At 68.1% G+C, this 19,179-nt stretch carries 15 protein-coding genes; 6 read left to right on the plus strand and 9 right to left on the minus strand.

Annotated elements, in window-relative coordinates:
- Positions 1-7: 7 nt before the first annotated feature.
- From ACFU8W_RS13865 to arc, 3 genes are all read right to left on the minus strand, one after another.
- Complete coding sequence (locus ACFU8W_RS13865; RefSeq protein WP_016325855.1) at positions 8-226, minus strand: ubiquitin-like protein Pup; 219 nt, start codon at positions 224-226, stop codon at positions 8-10.
- A 119-nt stretch (positions 227-345) separates the two neighbouring features.
- Positions 346-1,857 (minus strand): depupylase/deamidase Dop, encoded by a 1,512-nt coding sequence (gene dop, locus ACFU8W_RS13870; RefSeq protein WP_384035907.1) that lies wholly within the window; start codon positions 1,855-1,857, stop codon positions 346-348.
- Between the two features lie 236 nt (positions 1,858-2,093).
- Positions 2,094-3,860: a proteasome ATPase gene (gene arc, locus ACFU8W_RS13875; protein WP_345513030.1), complete on the minus strand. Its 1,767-nt coding sequence runs from the start codon at positions 3,858-3,860 to the stop codon at positions 2,094-2,096.
- Positions 3,861-4,101: 241 nt separating this feature from the next.
- Here arc and ACFU8W_RS13880 point away from each other — a divergent pair, with 241 nt between their 5' ends.
- The gene (locus ACFU8W_RS13880; RefSeq protein WP_327247296.1) at positions 4,102-4,413 is read left to right on the plus strand and encodes a ferredoxin; all 312 of its coding nucleotides are present in this window, start codon (positions 4,102-4,104) and stop codon (positions 4,411-4,413) included.
- Between the two features lie 39 nt (positions 4,414-4,452).
- Here the strand turns inward: ACFU8W_RS13880 and ACFU8W_RS13885 are convergent, their stop codons facing one another.
- The 3 genes from ACFU8W_RS13885 to ACFU8W_RS13895 form a co-directional block, all read right to left on the minus strand.
- Entirely contained in the window at positions 4,453-5,034 is a 582-nt protein-coding gene (locus ACFU8W_RS13885; protein ID WP_384035912.1) for a hypothetical protein, read from the minus strand.
- Positions 5,035-5,279: 245 nt separating this feature from the next.
- Positions 5,280-6,188: a tRNA (adenine-N1)-methyltransferase gene (locus ACFU8W_RS13890; RefSeq protein WP_037700492.1), complete on the minus strand. Its 909-nt coding sequence runs from the start codon at positions 6,186-6,188 to the stop codon at positions 5,280-5,282.
- Between the two features lie 51 nt (positions 6,189-6,239).
- Complete coding sequence (locus tag ACFU8W_RS13895; RefSeq protein WP_345513240.1) at positions 6,240-7,487, minus strand: site-2 protease family protein; 1,248 nt, start codon at positions 7,485-7,487, stop codon at positions 6,240-6,242.
- A gap of 204 nt (positions 7,488-7,691) precedes the next feature.
- Between ACFU8W_RS13895 and ACFU8W_RS13900 the strand changes: the two genes are divergently transcribed.
- Together ACFU8W_RS13900 and ACFU8W_RS13905 are read left to right on the plus strand one after the other, a co-directional pair.
- Positions 7,692-8,537, plus strand: a complete 846-nt coding sequence (locus tag ACFU8W_RS13900; protein ID WP_384036213.1) for a RecB family exonuclease — start codon at positions 7,692-7,694, stop codon at positions 8,535-8,537.
- Positions 8,538-8,546: 9 nt separating this feature from the next.
- Positions 8,547-9,218: a response regulator transcription factor gene (locus tag ACFU8W_RS13905; protein WP_345513026.1), complete on the plus strand. Its 672-nt coding sequence runs from the start codon at positions 8,547-8,549 to the stop codon at positions 9,216-9,218.
- Between the two features lie 45 nt (positions 9,219-9,263).
- Here ACFU8W_RS13905 and ACFU8W_RS13910 read toward each other — a convergent pair whose 3' ends face one another.
- From ACFU8W_RS13910 to metH, 3 genes are all read right to left on the minus strand, one after another.
- Positions 9,264-10,865 (minus strand): ABC transporter substrate-binding protein, encoded by a 1,602-nt coding sequence (locus ACFU8W_RS13910; RefSeq protein WP_384035916.1) that lies wholly within the window; start codon positions 10,863-10,865, stop codon positions 9,264-9,266.
- A 362-nt stretch (positions 10,866-11,227) separates the two neighbouring features.
- Positions 11,228-11,929 (minus strand): HAD family phosphatase, encoded by a 702-nt coding sequence (locus tag ACFU8W_RS13915; protein ID WP_345513022.1) that lies wholly within the window; start codon positions 11,927-11,929, stop codon positions 11,228-11,230.
- A gap of 119 nt (positions 11,930-12,048) precedes the next feature.
- Positions 12,049-15,561, minus strand: coding sequence for a methionine synthase (gene metH / locus ACFU8W_RS13920; RefSeq protein ID WP_384035920.1), 3,513 nt, complete (start codon positions 15,559-15,561; stop codon positions 12,049-12,051).
- A gap of 238 nt (positions 15,562-15,799) precedes the next feature.
- On the opposite strand from metH, the gene ACFU8W_RS13925 reads away from it, so the two are divergent.
- The 3 genes from ACFU8W_RS13925 (at position 15,800) to glpK (ending at position 19,176) form a co-directional block, all read left to right on the plus strand.
- A complete protein-coding gene (locus ACFU8W_RS13925; protein ID WP_345513020.1) occupies positions 15,800-16,564 on the plus strand; it encodes an IclR family transcriptional regulator in 765 nt (254 codons plus the stop codon).
- Positions 16,565-16,795: 231 nt separating this feature from the next.
- Entirely contained in the window at positions 16,796-17,587 is a 792-nt protein-coding gene (locus ACFU8W_RS13930) for an MIP/aquaporin family protein (RefSeq protein ID WP_384035924.1), read from the plus strand.
- A gap of 53 nt (positions 17,588-17,640) precedes the next feature.
- Positions 17,641-19,176 carry a glycerol kinase GlpK gene (gene glpK, locus ACFU8W_RS13935; RefSeq protein WP_327247290.1) on the plus strand — a complete coding sequence of 512 codons (1,536 nt, stop codon included), beginning with the start codon at positions 17,641-17,643 and terminating at the stop codon, positions 19,174-19,176.
- Positions 19,177-19,179 lie beyond the last annotated feature (3 nt).

Consider the following 19,179-nt stretch of genomic DNA (forward strand, 5'->3'; position numbering starts at 1 on the left):
CGGTGAACTACTGTCCACCCTTCTGAACGAATGAACGGACGAAGTCCTCTGCATTCTCTTCGAGGACGTCATCGATCTCGTCCAGCACCGAGTCGACGTCGTCGCTCAGCTTCTCCTGCCGCTCCTTGAGGTCTTCGGAGGCCTGCGCGTCCTGCGCCTGCTCCTCGACCTCCTCGGTGGAGCGTGTCGCCTTCTGCTGTCCGCCGCCGGTGTCCTTGGTCGCCATATAGCTCACCCCGCTCGGTTCGAAGCACTTGATCAGACCCTACCTACGGGGTCCGACATCGGCCCGGTACTTGTCCATACGCCCGGGGTCATCTCGATGATTCCCGGATCGCGGCCATTTCAGCCGCCCGAGAGCACCCGGACCAGCTCTTCCGCCGTGCGACAGCGGTCCAGGAGCTCCTTGACGTGGTTACGGGTCCCCCGGAGCGGTTCCAGGGTGGGGACCCGCTGCAGCGAGTCATGACCGGGCAGATCGAAGATGACCGAGTCCCAGGAGGCCGCGGCGACGTCGTCCGCGTACTGCTCCAGGCAGCGGCCGCGGAAATACGCCCTGGTGTCCTCAGGAGGCTTCGTACGGGCCTCCTCGACCTCGCGCTCGTCCAGCAGGCGTTTCATCTTCCCGCGGGCCGCGAGACGGTTGTAGAGGCCCTTCTCGGGCCTCACATCCGCGTACTGGAGGTCCACCAGGTGCAGCCGGGCCGCGTCCCAGTCCAGGCCGTCGCGGCGTCGGTAGCCCTCCATGAGCTCCCGCTTGGCGATCCAGTCGAGCTCGCCCGACAGGCTCATCGGATCGTTCTCCAGCCGGTTGAGGGTGTCCTCCCAGCGGATCAGGATGTCCTTGGTCTGCTCGTCGGCGTCCGCCCCGTACCGCTCCTCGACGTATTTGCGGCCCAGCTCGAAGTACTCCATCTGGAGCTGTACCGCGGTGAGTGTCCGGCCGCTGCGGAGCGCGATCAGATGCTGCAGGGTCGGGTCGTGGGAGACCTGGTGCAGGGTGCGCACCGGCTGGTCGACGGCCAGATCGACATTGATGAAGCCGTCCTCGATCATGGACAGGACGAGCGCCGTGGTGCCGAGCTTCAGATAGGTGGAGATCTCCGACAGATTCGCGTCACCGATGATCACATGGAGACGGCGGTACTTCTCGGCGTCGGAGTGGGGCTCGTCGCGGGTGTTGATGATGGGGCGCTTGAGGGTCGTTTCGAGTCCGACCTCGACCTCGAAGTAATCCGCCCGCTGGCTGATCTGGAAGCCGTGCTCGTGGCCGTCCTGGCCGATTCCCACGCGGCCCGCGCCGGTGACGACCTGGCGGGAGACGAAGAACGGGGTCAGGTGGCGCACGATGTCGGAGAAGGGGGTCTCCCGCTTCATCAGGTAGTTCTCGTGCGTGCCGTACGAGGCGCCCTTGTTGTCGGTGTTGTTCTTGTAGAGGTGGATCGGCTGGGCGCCGGGGAGCTGGGCCGCGCGCTCGGCGGCCTCGGCCATGACGCGTTCGCCGGCCTTGTCCCACAGGACGGCGTCCCGCGGGTTGGTGATCTCCGGCGAGCTGTATTCGGGGTGTGCGTGGTCGACGTAGAGCCGGGCACCGTTGGTGAGGATGACATTGGCGAGGCCGATGTCCTCGTCGGTGAGCTGGCTGGAGTCGGCGGTTTCGCGGGCGAGGTCGAAGCCTCGCGCGTCGCGCAGCGGATTCTCCTCCTCGAAGTCCCAGCGGGCGCGTCGCGCCCGGTGCATCGCCGCCGCGTAGGCGTTGACGATCTGGGACGAGGTGAGCATGGCATTGGCGTTGGGGTGTCCGGGCACGGAGATGCCGTACTCCGTCTCGATGCCCATTACTCGCCGTACGGTCATGCGGCCCTCCTTGCCCGGCGGCGTTCCCTTCCGGGATCGGCGCTCAAGTACCGCTGCTTGTCCGGTGCGTGTGCGGTGCCCGTCCCCGCACTGCGCGACTGGGCGGTACGGAAGAGCCTAGAGCGCCTCTGCGCTGGTGGGGAGATCAATTACGTCATTGCTCCGGTGTCGTGGGAGCTGTCCGGAAAGCAACCGGCTGCGGATGCCCGGCCGGGCATCCGCAGCCTGTCTGCGTTCTACAGGTACTGCCCGGTGTTTGCCACCGTGTCGATGGATCGACCGGTGTCTGCGCCCTGCTTTCCGGTGACAAGGGTACGGATGAACACGATCCGCTCGCCCTTCTTGCCGGAGATCCTGGCCCAGTCGTCGGGGTTGGTGGTGTTGGGAAGGTCCTCGTTCTCCTTGAACTCGTCCACGCACGCCTGGAGGAGATGGGAGACGCGAAGGCCCTTCTGGCCCTGGTCGAGGAAGGCCTTGATGGCCATCTTCTTGGCCCGGTCGACGATGTTCTGGATCATCGCGCCGGAGTTGAAGTCCTTGAAGTACAGGACTTCCTTGTCGCCGTTGGCGTACGTGACTTCGAGGAAGCGGTTCTCCTCGGACTCGGTGTACATCCGCTCGACGACGGACTGGATCATGGCGTGAGCTGCGGCTTCCTTGGAACCCGTGTGCTCGGCGAGATCGTCGGCGTGCAGCGGCAGCGAAGGCGTGAGGTACTTCGCGAAGATGTCCTTCGCCGCTTCCGCGTCCGGACGCTCGATCTTGATCTTCACATCGAGACGGCCGGGCCGCAGGATCGCCGGGTCGATCATGTCCTCGCGGTTGGAGGCGCCGATCACGATGACGTTCTCCAGGCCCTCCACGCCGTCGATCTCGGCGAGCAGCTGGGGGACGATGGTGTTCTCCACGTCCGAGCTGACACCGGATCCGCGGGTGCGGAAGAGGGATTCCATCTCGTCGAAGAAGACGATGACGGGGGTACCCTCGCCGGCCTTTTCGCGGGCCCGCTGGAAGACGAGACGGATGTGCCGCTCGGTCTCGCCGACATACTTGTTGAGGAGCTCCGGACCCTTGATGTTGAGGAAGTAGCTCTTTCCGGCGGGCTGGCCGGTGACTTCCGCGACTTTTTTGGCCAGGGAGTTGGCGACGGCCTTGGCGATGAGCGTCTTGCCGCAGCCGGGCGGACCGTAGAGCAGGATGCCCTTCGGCGGCCGCAGTTCGTGCTCCTTGAAAAGGTCGGGGTGGAGGTAGGGCAGCTCGACCGCGTCCCGGATCAGCTCGATCTGGTCGCCCAGGCCGCCGATCTTGTCGTAGTCGATGTCCGGAACCTCTTCGAGGACGAGCTCCTCGACCTCGCTCTTCGGGACCACTTCGTAGACGTAACCCGACCTGGGTTCGAGCAGGAGCGCGTCGCCGGGCCGGATGTTGATGTCGAGGAGCGGTTCGGCGAGCCGTACCACCCGTTCCTCGTCGGTGTGCCCGATGACCAGGGCGCGCTCGCCGTCCTCAAGAATCTCCTTGAGGGTGACGATGTCCCCGGCCCGCTCGAATTCCATGGCCTCGACCACGTTGAGCGCTTCGTTGAGCATGACTTCCTGGCCGCGCCGGAGGTCGTCGATCTCGACACTGGGACTGACGTTCACCCGGAGCTTGCGGCCCCCGGTGAAGATGTCGCAGGTGCCGTCCTCGTTGCCCTGCAGGAAGACTCCGAAGCCGGCCGGCGGCTGTGCGAGCCGGTCGACTTCCTCCTTGAGGGCCACGATCTGGTCGCGGGCCTCGCGCAGGGTGTTGGCGAGCCGCTCGTTCTGTGCGGACACGCCTGCGAGGTTCGTCTGCAACTCGACGATCCGCTCTTCGAGAATCCTCGTATGGCGCGGAGAGTCGGCGAGCTTACGTCGCAGGACGGCGATTTCCTGCTCAAGATAGGCGACCTGGCCGGCTGGGTCTTCGGACCCCCGCCCGGGCCGGATGCCGCGGTTGATGTCGTCGTCGTGGGCTGCCACGGTCCTCACCTCCTCCAAGGGGAGCTGGACGCTTCCTGACCCTACCTGGGTGGGTGATGATTGAAACCCCTAGATCACAAAGACTGCGGGACGTGTCCGATCTTCACCCTTGCGCTCTCCCTCACGCCAGGGGAATACCCACCGTTCAACATCGGAAAGCGGCCGGTTGTATCGTCGAACCGGTCAACACCCGTCAGGGCTGGCTTTTTTTGGTTCGCAAACGCAGGGAACGGCAGGAGAAATGACCGTGCAGCAGGACGCTCCCACCGGCAGCGACACGCAGGACCTGGAGGTCTGGATCGACCAGGACCTCTGCACGGGAGACGGGATCTGTGTGCAGTACGCGCCCGAGGTCTTCGAGCTGGACATCGACGGTCTGGCGTACGTGAAGAGCGGCGACGACGAGCTGCTGCAGGACAAGGGGGCGACGACACCCGTTCCGCTTCCGCTGCTTCAGGACGTGGTCGATTCGGCCAAGGAGTGCCCGGGCGACTGCATTCATGTACGTCGCGTTTCGGACAGGGTCGAGGTCTACGGCCCCGACGCAGCCTGATCCGTCGGCTCCGGCCTGCCGGGTACGGGAAGTGACCGGTCAGGTGCTGTTCGCTTCACTCTGCACGGCGCGGACGAAGGCGCCGTTCCGCCACTGCCAGGTTATTTTTTCCTGCTGGTCGGGACAGCAGCGCGGGGTCTCGGGCGAGGAGTAGCCGAGGAGCGTGGCGGAGATGATTCCGTCACGCACGGTGAAGTCGCCGATGCTCATCTTCTGGGCGGGGTCCACCAGGGTCGCAACGACCCGGGGTGCGGCCCCGCTTCCCTGCGTGAGGACGTAGACACCGCTCGGAGGGGTGCCGGATCCGGCCGCGCAGTGGACCACGGCGACGGTTTCCGGCCGGTCGTCGCCGTCGAGGTCACCGGCGACCTGCTTGGCGACGGTGCTCCCCACCGCCCCGCAGTCCAGCGGGAAGGTCGCCCGGGCCGGATCGGGGGCGGCCGCGGGCGCGGTGCCGTGCTGTGCGGCGGTGCGGTGCGGGGGCGAGGCCGAGGCGGTGGCGGCATCGGGCTGGAGCATGCCCGCTGCCGCGACGACGGCGGCCATGGCGGTCGCGGTCACGAGCCACTGCATCGGCCTGCTGTCGGTGTGCGCGAGGTCCGGGAGCTCGGAGGTCTGCACGCGGGATGTCTCCTGTGGTTCCTGTGGTGCGGCGATGCCGGGAAGGCGGGGCGTCAGCCGTGGAGTGGGGGTGGCCAGCATCGTGCCACACCTCACAGGGCAGTGGAACGCTGGGGTCGGTACGGATTCGGATTCCGTGCACAGCCCCGCAGCGGCAGCCTCCGCACGGGCAACGAATAGGCGCCGCCGCGGAGTTCCCGGTTCGGTCCGGGAACTCCGCGGCGGCGCCGGTGCGTTGTGCCGGGTCAGCCGCGGGAGGAGGAGCCGCTCTGGCTGCCGGGACCGTCGTAGTCCTCGCCGTACGCGCCCTTGGCGGGCCGGCGGCGGCGCAGCGGGGCCTCCACACCGTCGGCCAGGCGGCGCGCGGTGACGAGGAAGCCGGTGTGGCCGATCATGCGGTGGTCCGGGCGGACCGCGAGCCCCTCGACGTGCCAGTTGCGGATCATCGATTCCCAGGGCTGCGGTTCGGCGAAGCAGCCGATCTCGCGGATGGACTCGACGGTCCGGGCGAGCTGGGTGGTGGTCGCGACGTAGGCGCAGAGGATGCCGCCGGGGACGAGCGCCTTGGAGACGGCCTCCAGGCATTCCCAGGGGGCGAGCATGTCGAGGATGACCCGGTCGACATCGGTGTCGGAGAGGTTGTCCTGGAGATCGCCGACGGTGAGCTGCCACGCGGGGTGCGGCTCGCCGAAGTAGCGCTCGACGTTCTGCTGGGCGATCTCCGCGAAGTCCTCACGGCGCTCGTACGAGTGCAGCATGCCCTGGTCGCCGATGGCGCGGAGCAGGAAGGTGGAGAGCGAGCCGGAGCCGACGCCGGCTTCCACGACGCGGGCGCCGGGGAAGATGTCGGCGAACGCCAGGATCTGCCCCGCGTCCTTGGGGTAGACCACGGCGGCGCCGCGGGGCATGGACAGGACGTAGTCGGGGAGCAGGGGGCGCAGCGCGAGGTAGGCGACGTTTCCCGTGGTTCGGACCACACTGCCCTCGGGAGCACCGATCAGCTCGTCGTGCGGGAAAGAACCCTTGTGGGTGTGGAAGTTCTTTCCGGCCTCGAGCGTGAAGGTGTAGTGGCGTCCCTTGGGGTCGGTGAGCTGGACCTGGTCCCCGACCTTGAAGGGCCCGCGTCGGCGGGCGGCACCGGTCGGTTCAGACATGTGACCAGCGTACCGGTGTTTCCCGGGGCTCCGACCGCGCCGGACAGCCTCTCAGGCGGCGGGGCGGGCCATGGCGGCGACGAAGGCGCGTTCGACGTCGGCGGTGGAGAGGACTCCGTAGATCTCGCCGGTCTCTTCGAGAACCAGGTATTCGGTGGCGGGGCTGGCCTTCAGGGTGTCGAGGAGTTCTTCGCCGGTGAGTTCGGCGGAGATCATCATTCCGGCGGTCAGATCCTGGGCGAGGGCGCTGACGGCGACCCAGGGGCGGCGGTGGTCGGGGACGGAGACGATGGCGGCCTCGCGGACGACGGCCTTGGGATCGCCGTTTCCGTCGACGACGACGAGGGCGCGGGCACCTGCCTCGTTGGCCCGGCGGAGCGCTTCGGAGAGGGGGGTGGCGGCTTCCACGGGGACGGCGCGGCGGGTGAGGGTGCGGGCGCGCAGCTCGGGGAGGTGTTCGCGCAGGCGGGCCATGCGGAGGCTGTTGCCCGCCCCGGTCCAGATGATGGCGGCGAGGATCGCGGCGAGCAGGGCGTCGGTGACGGTGTCCATGCCGCTGACGTCGTCGGGGTTGTTCCCGAGCCCGCCGGTGTGGGTGAGGAGCGGGAGGCCGATCAGGACGGCGACGGCGAGAGCACGCCCGACCCAGGCGGCGGCGACGGTGCCGCTCATGGCGCGGCCGGTGATCTTCCAGACGACGGCACGGAGCATGCGGCCGCCGTCGAGCGGGAGGCCGGGCAGCAGGTTGAAGGCGGCGACGATGAGGTTGGAGATCATCAGTCCGGCGAGCAGGACGCCGGGGACGGTGCCGGGTTCGACGAACTTCATGGCGACATAGAAGACGCCGGCGAGTACCAGGGAGAGCAGGGGACCGACAAAGGCGAGAACGAATTCGCGGCCGGGGGTCTCGGACTCCTTCTCGATCTCGGAGACGCCGCCGAAGAACTGCAGCTGGATACGGCGCACGGGGAGCTTGTAGCGGAGCGCGGCGACCGTGTGCGCGAGCTCGTGGACGAGCACGGAGGCGTAGAAGGCGATCGCGAAGAAGAGGGAGACCAGATAGCGGACCGCGCCGAGTTCGGGCAGGACGCGGTCGAGCTGGCCGCCGAAGACCCAGGTGATGAGCGCCGCGACGAGGAACCAGCTGGGCGCAACGTATACCGGCACGCCGAAGGGGCGGCCCATCAGGAGGCCGCCGCCCGGCTCCCGGGGGCGCTGCGGTTTGCCGTTCTCGGGCGCGGCGGGGTCCGTTCCGCCGGCGCCGGGCTGCGGCTGCCCGCTGTCGCCGCTCTCGTCCACGGGGTCCCTTCGGTCGGTGCCGTTCGGCACGATCATGCAGTGTGCGAGGGTCTGTCGTCGATGGTATGCCGCCCATGGCCTCCCGCCCTATCGCGGGGGACGCCGCGAGTGTCAGTGGCGGGTCGTAGGGTCTTCGTCATGACTCCCGTGCCCCGGCCGCCGCAGCCGCCTTCGTCCCTGTCGCCGTCGCGGGCGAGCGACTTCATGCAGTGTCCTCTGCTGTACCGGTTCCGGGTGATCGACAGACTGCCCGAGAAGCCCAGTGAGGCGGCTACCCGGGGCACGCTGGTGCATGCGGTGCTGGAGCGGCTCTTCGACGCACCGGCGGCGGAGCGTACGGCGAGCCGGGCGACGGCGATGGTTCCCGGCCAGTGGGACCGGCTGCTGGAGTCGAAGCCGGAGCTGTCGGAGCTGTTCGCGGAGGATGCGGAGGGCGAGCGGCTGGCGCGCTGGCTGTCGGAGGCGGAGAGCCTGGTGGAGCGGTGGTTCTCGCTCGAGGATCCGACGCGCCTGGAGCCGGCCGAGCGGGAGATGTTCGTCGAGACGGAGCTGGAGTCGGGGCTGCGGCTGCGCGGGGTGATCGACCGGATCGATGTTGCGCCGACGGGCGAGGTCCGGATCGTCGACTACAAGACGGGGAAGGCGCCGCGGCCGGAGTACGCGGAGGGCGCGTTGTTCCAGATGAAGTTCTACGCCCTGGTGATCTGGCGGCTGAAGGGTGTGGTGCCGCGCCGGCTGCAGCTGGTCTATCTGGGCAGCGGCGACGTCATGACGTACGACCCGGTCGTGGGAGATCTGGAGCGGGTGGAGCGGAAGCTGCTGGCGCTGTGGGACGCGATCCGGCTGGCCACGGAGACGGGCGAGTGGCGGCCGCGGCCGACGAAGCTGTGCGGCTGGTGCGACCACCAGGCAGTCTGTCCGGAATTCGGCGGGACTCCCCCGGTCTATCCGTTGTCCGTCCGCCCGGCCGTTCCCGGGCAGGGTGTGCAGGGCAGAATGGACCCGGTCCAGGCCGAGGCCGTCCGGCCGGCGGTCGCTGAAGGAGCTTGAGGAGATCTGGTGGCAATCCGCGTCCTACTGGTCGACGACCAGCCGCTGCTGCGCACCGGCTTCCGGATGATCCTTGAGGCGGAGGGTGATCTGGCGGTGGTGGGCGAGGCCGGTGACGGTCTCCAGGCTCTCGATCAGGTGCGGGCGCTGCAGCCCGATGTGGTGCTGATGGACATCCGTATGCCGCGGATGGACGGGGTCGAGGCGACGCGTCAGATCACAGGGCCGGGCCGGGACGGCCCGGCGAAGGTGCTGGTGCTGACCACGTTCGATCTCGACGAGTACGTGGTGGAGGCGTTGCGCGCCGGTGCCAGCGGCTTCCTGCTGAAGGACGCTCCGGCCAATGAGCTGGTGCAGGCGATCCGGGTGGTCGCGGCAGGCGAGGCGATGCTGGCCCCGAGCGTCACGCGCAGGCTGCTGGACAAGTACGCGGATCATCTGCCGTCGGGCGAGGATCCCGTGCCGGACACCCTCCACACGCTGACGGAGCGTGAGGTGGAGGTGCTGAAGCTGGTCGCGCGCGGTCTGTCGAATGCGGAGATCGCCGCCGATCTGTTCGTCAGCGAGACGACGGTCAAGACACATGTGGGCCATGTGCTGACGAAGCTGGGGCTGCGCGACCGGGTCCAGGCCGCGGTCTACGCGTACGAGAGCGGACTGGTGCGCCCCGGCGCCCAGTGATCCGGCCGGTGCGGCCGGGACCGGGCGCCGGGGCGGCGCCGGGGTTCAGGCGGCGCTGCGGCCGAGTTCCCAGAACTGGAGGTCGGCGGAGGAGTTGACCGACCACTCGACGCCGGTGAGGCCTTCGCGGGAGGCGATGTACTGCTTCCCCTGCCAGATCGGGAGCACAGGAACATCGGTGGCGACGAGGTCCTGGAGCTTCTGGAAGGTCTTGGAGGCGGCGGCGCGGTCGGCGACGCGGCGGGACTGCGGGATCAGCGTGTTCTGGGCCAGCGTGGACTTGTAGGGCGAGTTGAGGAAGTTGTTCTTGTCGAGGAACGGCGCCATATAATTGTCCGGGTCCGGGAAGTCCGGGAACCAGCCCAGGCCGTAGACGGCGTAGTCGCCGCGCTTCTGTGCCGCCCGGTACTTCGCCCAGGGGGTGCCCTGGATGGTGACGTCGAACAGCCCGGTGGCGTTCAGTTGCTTCTTCAGCGTCTTGAACTCGTCGGCGGTGGCCGGGCCGTAGTAGTCGGTCGTGTAGTGCAGGGTGAACTTCACCGGGGTCTCGATGCCGGCGGCCCGCAGGAGGGCGGCGGCCTTGCCGGTGCTGGGCTCGCCGTACTTGTTGTAGAACGAGTTGGTGTGCCCGGTGATGCTGGACGGGATCAGCGAGTAGAGCGGCTCGGAGGTGGCGCCGTAGACCTGGCCGGCGATCTGGCCGCGGTCGATGACCTGGGCGATGGCCTGGCGGACGGCCTTGTTCTTCACCGCGGGGTCGGTGGTGTCGAAACCCAGGTAGCTGATGGCGAGGCTGGGTATCTCGGTGAGTTTGATGCCGTCCTTCGGCTTCTCCAGCATCAGCTTCGCCTGGCCGGGCGACATGGTGCGGGTCATCATGTCGATCTTCTTGTCGTCGAGTGCCTTGCCCATCGCCGCGGCGTCGGGGAAGAGGTCGAGTTCGACTTTGTCGTTGAGGACCTTCAGATCGCCCTTGTACTTCGGGTTCCTGGTGAAGACGACCTTGTCGACCTGGTTGTTCCTGACTTCCGGCTTCATCGTGTAGGGGCCGGAGCCGTCGACCTGGAAGCCTTCGCGCGGGGACTTCGCCGGGTACTTGCTCTTCGGCACGATGCCGGCGGCCGGGGTGGCGAGCTTGTAGGGGAAGGTCGCGTCCGGCGTCTTCAGGTGGAAGATGACTTCGTTGTCGTCGCGGGTCTCGATCGTGTCGATGTTGGCGAGCAGGCCGACGGGTCCGTTGTCGGAGTCGATGCCGATGACCCGGTTGATGGAGTACTTGACGTCCTCGGCGGTGATGGGCTTGCCGCTGGCGAAGGTGAGACCGCTCCGCAGCCTGCAGCGGTAGCTCTCGTTCTGCCGGTCGGTGAACGTACAGCTCTCGGCGGCCTCGGGGACGGGTTCGCCGCCGCCGCGCGGGACGTGGGTCAGCGTCTGCACGGTCTGCCGCAGGACGTTCCAGACGCCTGCTTCGTAGCCGATGGCGGGGTCGAGCGGCGCGGGGTTGTCCTCGGTGGCGACGAACTGGTCCGTGGTGCCGACAACGATGGCTGCGCTGCCATCGCTCCCGCCGTCCGTCGCGCCGCAGGCGGCGAGTACGGGGGCGAGCAGGCCGACGACGGCCGGCAGCACCAGAGTCTTGCGGTTCATCTTGGACGTTCTCCCTCATCCGGCCATTGAGAAAACGACATTAGTGGGAGCCGCCGGTAATCCCTGACCGGTGGTGTTCCATGCGTAATCGAATGGTGAAGGGAATTGTCGCCGCGCTGATTTCCCGGGCAGGGAAGGTTCCGTACAGGACTCCACGAATCGGGACAGTTGGGCGGATCAAAACAGGCATCTCGGGCGATCTTGAAAAAGATCGCGAACCTTCGAGGTGACCAAGCTCACCCCTGAGCCAATCCCCGCCTTGGCATGCCCCCGACTTTTCCCTACGCATGCCTGACGAAACGCGCACACGGCCACGCCGAGAGCTTTTCTATTCATTCACAGAAATACTCTCGGTACGGGGATCAATGCATTCCCGTGACCAGGCCGCGGAGAAATGCGAGATCGACTTCTTCGAGTGAGCCCACCACGACCCGGCCCGATGCGGGCGCGATCGGTGCGACGGACGGTACGGCGACGACCCAGCAGCCGGCGGCCTCTGCCGCGGCGACGCCGGTTGCGGTGTCCTCGATGACCGCACAGCGCTCGGGAGCCGCTCCGAAGCCGGAGGCGGCGGTGAGGTAGGGCTCCGGGTGCGGCTTCGTCCGGGAGACCTCGTCACCTGCGACGGTGAGCGAGAAGTGGTGGTGGCCGACCGAGTCCAGCACCCGGTCGATGATGCGCCGGTGCGAGGCGGAGACCAGGGCGGTCGGGATCTCGTGCGCCATCAGTTCGGCGAGCAGCCGCGCGGCGCCCGGCATCAGCGGCACACCGCGGTCGATGCGCTCCTCGAAGCGGTCGTTGAGCAGCACGGTGAGCTCCGGGAGGGTGATGTCCGCACCGGTGACATCGATGAGATACCCGGCGCTGCGGGTCATCGGCCCGCCGACGACCACGTCCTTCCACGCCTCGTCCAGCCGGTACCCGAGGTCGGCGAAGACCGCCACCTCGGCCTCCCACCAGAAACCCTCGGTATCGACCAGGGTGCCGTCCATGTCGAGGAAGACAGCCTGCAGGGCGGCGCCTTCAGCCGTACGGATCAAGGACGCGGGGACCGTACTGGTCATGCGGCACACCTTCCATGAGGGACGAGAAGGCCGGCCGCCTTTTCCAGGGAAAGGGCGACCGGCCTGCACTGGACCGACCAGTGTACGACTCGTCCCGCTATGGCGCGTCCGACATTTCCTTACCGCGCGTTGAAGTACTTCGCCTCCGGGTGGTGGATGACGATCGCGTCCGTGGACTGCTCCGGGTGGAGCTGGAACTCCTCGGACAGGTGGACACCGATCCGCTCGGGCTGCAGCAGGTCGGCGATCTTCGCCCGGTCCTCCAGGTCGGGGCAGGCCCCGTAGCCGAGGGAGAAGCGTGCGCCGCGGTACTTCAGCGCGAACATGTCCTCGACTGCGGCCGGGTCCTCGCCGCCGAAGCCGAGCTCGGAACGGACCCGGGCGTGCCAGTACTCGGCGAGGGCCTCGGCGAGCTGGACGGAGAGGCCGTGCAGCTCCAGGTAGTCGCGGTAGGAATTGGCCTCGAAGAGCTTGGCGGTCTCGCCGCCGATCTTCGAACCGACGGTGACGACCTGGAGACCGATCACGTCCGTCTCACCCGACTCCTCCGGGCGGAAGAAGTCCGCGAGGCAGAGGCGGCGGCCGCGGCGCTGGCGCGGGAAGGTGAAGCGGGTGCGCTCGGAGCCGTCGTCGTGCAGCAGGATCAGGTCGTCGCCCTTGGAGACGCACGGGAAGTAGCCGTAGACCACGGCGGCTTCCAGCAGGTTCTCCGTGTGCAGCTTGTCGAGCCAGCCGCGCAGGTGCGGGCGGCCCTCGGTCTCCACGAGCTCCTCGTACGTCGGTCCGTCGCCGGCGCGGGCCTGCTTGAGGCCCCACTGGCCCTTGAAGAGCGCACCCTCGTCGAGCCAGGAGGCGTACTCCTTGAGCTGGATGCCCTTGACGACACGAGTGCCCCAGAACGGCGGTTCGGGGACCGGGTTGTCGGTGGCGACATCGGACCGTACGCCGTCCTCGGGCTCCTCGACCTCCAGTACGGCGGTCTCCCGCCTGGGGACGCGGCGCTGCTTCAGCTCGGGGAGGCTGGCGCCGGGAACGCCGCGCTTGACCGCGATCAGGGCGTCCATGAGGCGCAGGCCCTCGAACGCGTCGCGGGCGTAGCGAACCTCGCCCTCGTAGATCTCGTGGAGGTCCTGCTCGACATAGGCCCTGGTGAGAGCCGCGCCGCCGAGGATCACCGGATATTCGGCGGCCAGCTTGCGCTGGTTCAGCTCCTCCAGGTTCTCCTTCATGATCACGGTGGACTTCACCAGGAGGCCGGACATGCCGATGACATCGGCGCGGTGCTCCTGCGCGGCCTCCAGGATCGCGGAGACCGGCTGCTTGATGCCGATGTTGACGACGTTGAAGCCGTTGTTGGACAGAATGATGTCGACGAGGTTCTTGCCGATGTCGTGGACGTCGCCGCGGACGGTGGCCAGGACGATCGTGCCCTTGCCCTCCGCCTCGGACTTCTCCATGTGCGGTTCCAGGTAGGCCACGGCGGACTTCATGACCTCGGCGGACTGGAGCACGAACGGCAGCTGCATCTGACCGGAGCCGAACAGCTCGCCGACGACCTTCATGCCTTCGAGCAGCGTGTCGTTGACGATGTCGAGAGCCGGACGGGTCCGCAGTGCCTCGTCGAGGTCGGTCTCCAGGCCGTTCTTCTCACCGTCGATGATGCGGCGCTGGAGGCGCTCGTCGAGCGGCAGCGCGAGGAGCTCCTCGGCCTTGCCTGCCTTCATCGACTTCATGTTGACGCCCTCGAACAGCTCCATGAGCCGCTGCAGCGGGTCGTAGCCTTCGGCGCGGCGGTCGTAGATGAGGTCGAGTGCGACCTTGACCTGCTCCTCCTCCAGGCGCGCGATCGGCAGGATCTTCGAGGCGTGCACGATGGCGGAGTCGAGACCGGCCTTGACGCACTCGTCGAGGAAGACGGAGTTCAGGACGACCCGGGCGGCCGGGTTGAGACCGAAGGAGATGTTCGACAGGCCGAGCGTGGTCTGGACGTCGGGATGGCGCCGCTTCAGTTCGCGGATGGCGCCGATGGTGGCGACGCCGTCCTTGCGGGACTCCTCCTGCCCGGTGCAGATGGTGAAGGTCAGCGCGTCGATGAGGATGTCCGACTCATGGATGCCCCAGTTGCCGGTCAGGTCCTCGATCAGCCGCTCGGCGACGGCGACCTTGTGCTCGACGGTGCGGGCCTGGCCCTCCTCGTCGATCGTGAGAGCGATCAGCGCGGCGCCGTGCTCGGCGGCCAGTTGCGTGACCTTGGCGAAGCGCGACTCGGGTCCGTCGCCGTCCTCGTAGTTGACGGAGTTGAGGACCGCCCGGCCGCCGAGCTTCTCCAGGCCTGCCCGCAGGACCGGCAGCTCGGTGGAGTCGAGCACGATCGGGAGCGTGGAGGCGGTGGCGAAGCGACCGGCCAGCTCCTCCATGTCCGCGACACCGTCCCGGCCGACGTAGTCGACGCAGAGGTCGAGCATGTGCGCGCCCTCGCGGATCTGGTCGCGCGCCATCTCCACGCAGTCGTCCCAGCGGGCCTCCAGCATGGCCTCGCGGAACTTCTTGGATCCGTTGGCGTTCGTACGCTCGCCGATGGCGAGGTACGAGGTGTCCTGGCGGAACGGAACCGTCTGGTACAGCGAGGCGGCACCGGGCTCGGGGCGCGGGTCGCGTGGGGTGAGGGCGGCGCCGCGGACGCGTTCGACCACCTGGCGCAGGTGCTCCGGAGTCGTGCCGCAGCAGCCGCCGACCAGCGAGAGGCCGTACTCCTGGACGAACGTCTCCTGCGCGTCGGCCAGTCCTTCGGGACCGAGCGGGAAGTGCGCGCCGTCCTTGGTGAGCACCGGCAGTCCGGCGTTGGGCATGCAGAGCAACGGGATGCGGGAGTGGCGCGTGAGGTAGCGCAGGTGCTCGCTCATCTCCGCCGGGCCGGTCGAGCAGTTCAGGCCGATCATGTCGACGCCGAGCGGTTCGAGCGCGGTCAGCGCGGCGCCGATCTCCGAGCCGAGCAGCATGGTGCCGGTCGTCTCGAACGCCAGCGAGCAGAGCAGAGGGAGGTCGCTGCCCATCGCCTCCAGCGCCCGCCGCGCACCCAGTACCGCGGCCTTGGTCTGGAGGAGGTCCTGCGTCGTCTCGATGATGAGCGCGTCCGCGCCGCCGGCGATCAGTCCTTCGGCGTTCTGCTGGAAACCGTCGCGAAGCACGGTGTACGGCGCGTGGCCCAGCGTCGGCAGCTTGGTGCCGGGGCCGATGGAGCCGAGCACCCAGCGCTGCTGCCCGGTGGAGGCAGTGAACTCGTCGGCCACCTCGCGGGCGATGCGCGCACCGGACTCGGACAGTTCGTGGATGCGCTCGGAAATGTCGTACTCGCCCAGGGCGGAGGCGTTGGCACCGAAGGTGTTGGTCTCGACGCAGTCCACCCCGACCGCGAAGTACTCCTCGTGCACCGAGCGCACGATGTCCGGGCGGGTGACGTTGAGGATCTCGTTGCAGCCTTCGAGGTTCTGGAAGTCCTCAAGGCTGGGGTCCTGCGCCTGGAGCATGGTGCCCATGGCACCGTCGGCCACCACCACGCGGGTGGCGAGTGCCTCGCGGAGGGCTTCGGCTCGGTTCCGGCTGTCGGCGGAAGGGGTCGGCGACGGGGCCATGGATGTACTCCCAGGGATGCGACGGCTGTCGGCTTTGCGGCTTCGGTGGAGGCCGCATCTCGTCAGGGTAGCCGGGTGCCGCCTTCGACCGTCACTGTGTCCCACGGAACGGACGGCATGCTGTGCGGGGGAATGTCCGGGGCGTGCGGCGCAGCAGGTTCGCCGCACGATCGAGCATTGGTCGGCATCGACCGATAGTGTTCAGCATTGTCGAACCATAGTGGAGGAGTACGGCGCCATGGCCAAGAACATCCAGTCGCTCGAACGGGCGGCGGCGATGCTGCGCCTGCTGGCAGGCGGCGAACGGCGACTGGGGCTGTCCGACATCGCCTCCTCCCTGGGCCTGGCCAAGGGCACCGCGCACGGCATTCTGCGCACGCTGCAGCACGAGGGCTTCGTGGAGCAGGACGGGGCCTCGGGGCGCTACCAGCTGGGTGCCGAGCTGCTGCGCCTGGGCAACAGCTATCTGGACGTCCACGAACTGCGGGCGCGCGCCCTGGTCTGGACCGACGACCTGGCCCGCTCCAGCGGCGAGAGCGCCCACCTGGGGGTCCTGCACCAGCAGGGCGTCCTGATCGTGCACCACGTCTTCCGCCCCGACGACAGCAGGCAGGTCCTGGAGGTCGGGGCCATGCAGCCGCTGCACTCCACCGCGCTGGGCAAGGTGCTCGCGGCGTACGACCCGGTGGCGCACACCGAGGCGGTCGAGGCCGAGCGGAAGCCTTTCACCCCGCGCACGGTCACCGACCTGGAGGAGTTCGAGTCGGTGCTCTCCCTGACCCGGGCGCGCGGCTGGGCGGACGACGTGGAGGAGACGTGGGAGGGGGTGGCCGCGGTGGCCGCACCGATCCACGACCGGCGCCGGATGCCGGTCGGCGCGGTTGCCGTGACCGGAGCGGTGGAACGCGTCTGCTCCGGGGGCGAGCTCCGTCCGGAGCTGGTCGCGGCAGTACGGGACTGCGCCCGGGCGGTTTCCCGGGATCTCGGCGCCGGGCGCTTCTGACCGTACTGGCGGATCATCGGTAACGATCGGGTCAAAGGCCCGGGAACTCTTGACGCTTCATTCACCAGGGGGAAACACTGCCGTTCATCGGTCGGCATTGTCGAACACCTAACGGCAATACACGCTAGGGTGTGACAGTGCCAAGGGCCGGTCAAGCCCTCACCTGAGGGCACGAACCACCGGAGGGACCCGGGGTTCGGCTTCCCTGGACGAAGGACAAAGGAGTCGCGGGTGTCCAGCTCCGACATCTTCATCGGCGAGACCATCGGTACCGCCGTGCTCATCCTGCTCGGCGGTGGTGTCTGTGCCGCCGTCACGCTCAAGCACTCCAAGGCACAGAACGCCGGCTGGCTCGCCATCACCTTCGGATGGGGCTTCGCGGTGCTGACCGCCGCGTATCTGGCCGGGGGGGTGTCGGGGGCACACCTCAACCCCGCGGTCACCATCGGCCTTGCGATCAAGGGCAGCACCGAGTGGAGCGACGTACCGCTGTACCTCGGCTCCCAGCTGCTCGGCGCGATGATCGGCGCGGTGCTGGTCTGGCTGACGTACTACGGACAGTTCCGGGCCCATCTGACCGACCCGGCGACGCTGTACGGCCAGCCGAGTGAAGAGGGCATGGTCGACCAGGCCGCCGCCCCGAAGGCCGGCCCGGTTCTGGGCATCTTCTCGACGGGCCCGGAGATCCGGAACGCGGTCCAGAACGTGATCACCGAAGTCATCGCGACCGTCGTGCTGGTCCTGGCGATCCTCACGCAGGGCCTCAACAACAACGGTGACGGTCTCGGCACGCTCGGCGCGCTGATCACCGCCCTGGTCGTCGTCGCCATCGGTCTCTCGCTCGGCGGGCCGACCGGTTACGCAATCAACCCGGTTCGCGACCTCGGGCCGCGTATCGTGCACGCGCTGCTGCCGCTGCCGAACAAGGGCGGTTCCGACTGGGGCTACGCCTGGATCCCGGTCGTCGGTCCCCTCATCGGCGGTGCGATCGCGGGCGGGCTCTACAACGTCGCCTTCGCGTGAGCCGTAGAGCTCGGAGCCGTAACCCTCAGATCTCACAGACCCAGGAGCACACCGTGACCGACGCACACACCACCGGCCCGTTCATCGCGGCCATCGACCAGGGCACCACCTCCAGCCGCTGCATCGTCTTCGACAAGGACGGCCGGATCGTCTCCGTCGACCAGAAGGAGCACGAGCAGATCTTCCCGAAGCCCGGCTGGGTCGAGCACAACGCGACCGAGATCTGGGAGAACGTCCAGGAGGTCGTTGCCGGCGCCATCGTCAAGGCGGGCATCACCGCCGCCGACGTCAAGGCGATCGGCATCACCAACCAGCGCGAGACCACGCTGCTCTGGGACAAGAACACCGGTGAGCCGGTCCACAACGCGATCGTCTGGCAGGACACCCGTACCGACGCGCTCTGCAAGGAGCTCGGCCGCAATGTCGGCCAGGACCGGTTCCGCCGCGAGACCGGGCTGCCGCTCGCCTCGTACTTCTCCGGTCCCAAGGTCCGCTGGCTGCTCGACAACGTCGAGGGACTGCGCGAGCGCGCCGAGCGCGGCGACATCCTCTTCGGCACCATGGACTCCTGGGTCATCTGGAACCTGACCGGCGGCGCCGACGGCGGCGTGCACGTCACCGACGTCACCAACGCCTCGCGCACCCTCCTGATGAACCTGCACGAGATGACGTGGGACCAGCGGATCCTCCAGTCGATGGAGATCCCCGCCGCCGTGCTGCCGGAGATCCGGTCCTCCGCCGAGGTGTACGGCCTCGCCAAGGACGGCGTCCTGGCCGGTGTCCCGGTCGCGTCCGCGCTCGGCGACCAGCAGGCGGCCCTCTTCGGCCAGACCTGCTTCTCCGAGGGCGAGGCCAAGTCCACGTACGGCACGGGCACCTTCATGCTGATGAACACCGGCGAGACGCCCGTCAACTCCTACAACGGACTGCTGACGACCGTCGGCTACCGGATCGGCGACCAGAAGCCGGTCTACGCCCTGGAAGGCTCCATCGCCGTCACCGGTTCGCTCGTGCAGTGGATGCGCGACCAGATGGGTCTGATCAAGTCCGCCGCCGAGATCGAGACGCTGGCCTCGTCGGTCGAGGACAACGGCGGCGCGTACTTCGTGCCCGCCTTCTCCGGTCTCTTCGCCCCGTACTGGCGCTCCGACGCCCGCGGTGTCATCGCCGGACTCACCAGGTACGTCACCAAGGCGCACATCGCCCGTGCCGTCCTCGAGGCCACCGCCTGGCAGACCCGCGAGATCACCGACGCCATGACCAAGGACTCCGGCGTCGAGCTGGCCGCCCTCAAGGTCGACGGCGGTATGACCTCCAACAACTTGCTGATGCAGACGCTCGCGGACTTCCTGGACGCGCCCGTGGTGCGGCCCATGGTCGCCGAGACGACCTGCCTCGGCGCCGCCTACGCCGCCGGTCTCGCCGTCGGCTTCTGGCCGGACACCGACGCGCTGCGCGCCAACTGGCGCCGGGCCGCCGAGTGGACCCCCCGCATGGACGCGGACACCCGCGAACGCGAGTACAAGAGCTGGCTCAAGGCCGTGGAACGTTCCATGGGCTGGCTCGACGACAACACTGCCGAGGAGTAATCG

The sequence above is a fragment of the Streptomyces sp. NPDC057565 genome (assembly GCF_042801455.1).
Taxonomy (GTDB): domain Bacteria; phylum Actinomycetota; class Actinomycetes; order Streptomycetales; family Streptomycetaceae; genus Streptomyces; species Streptomyces yanii.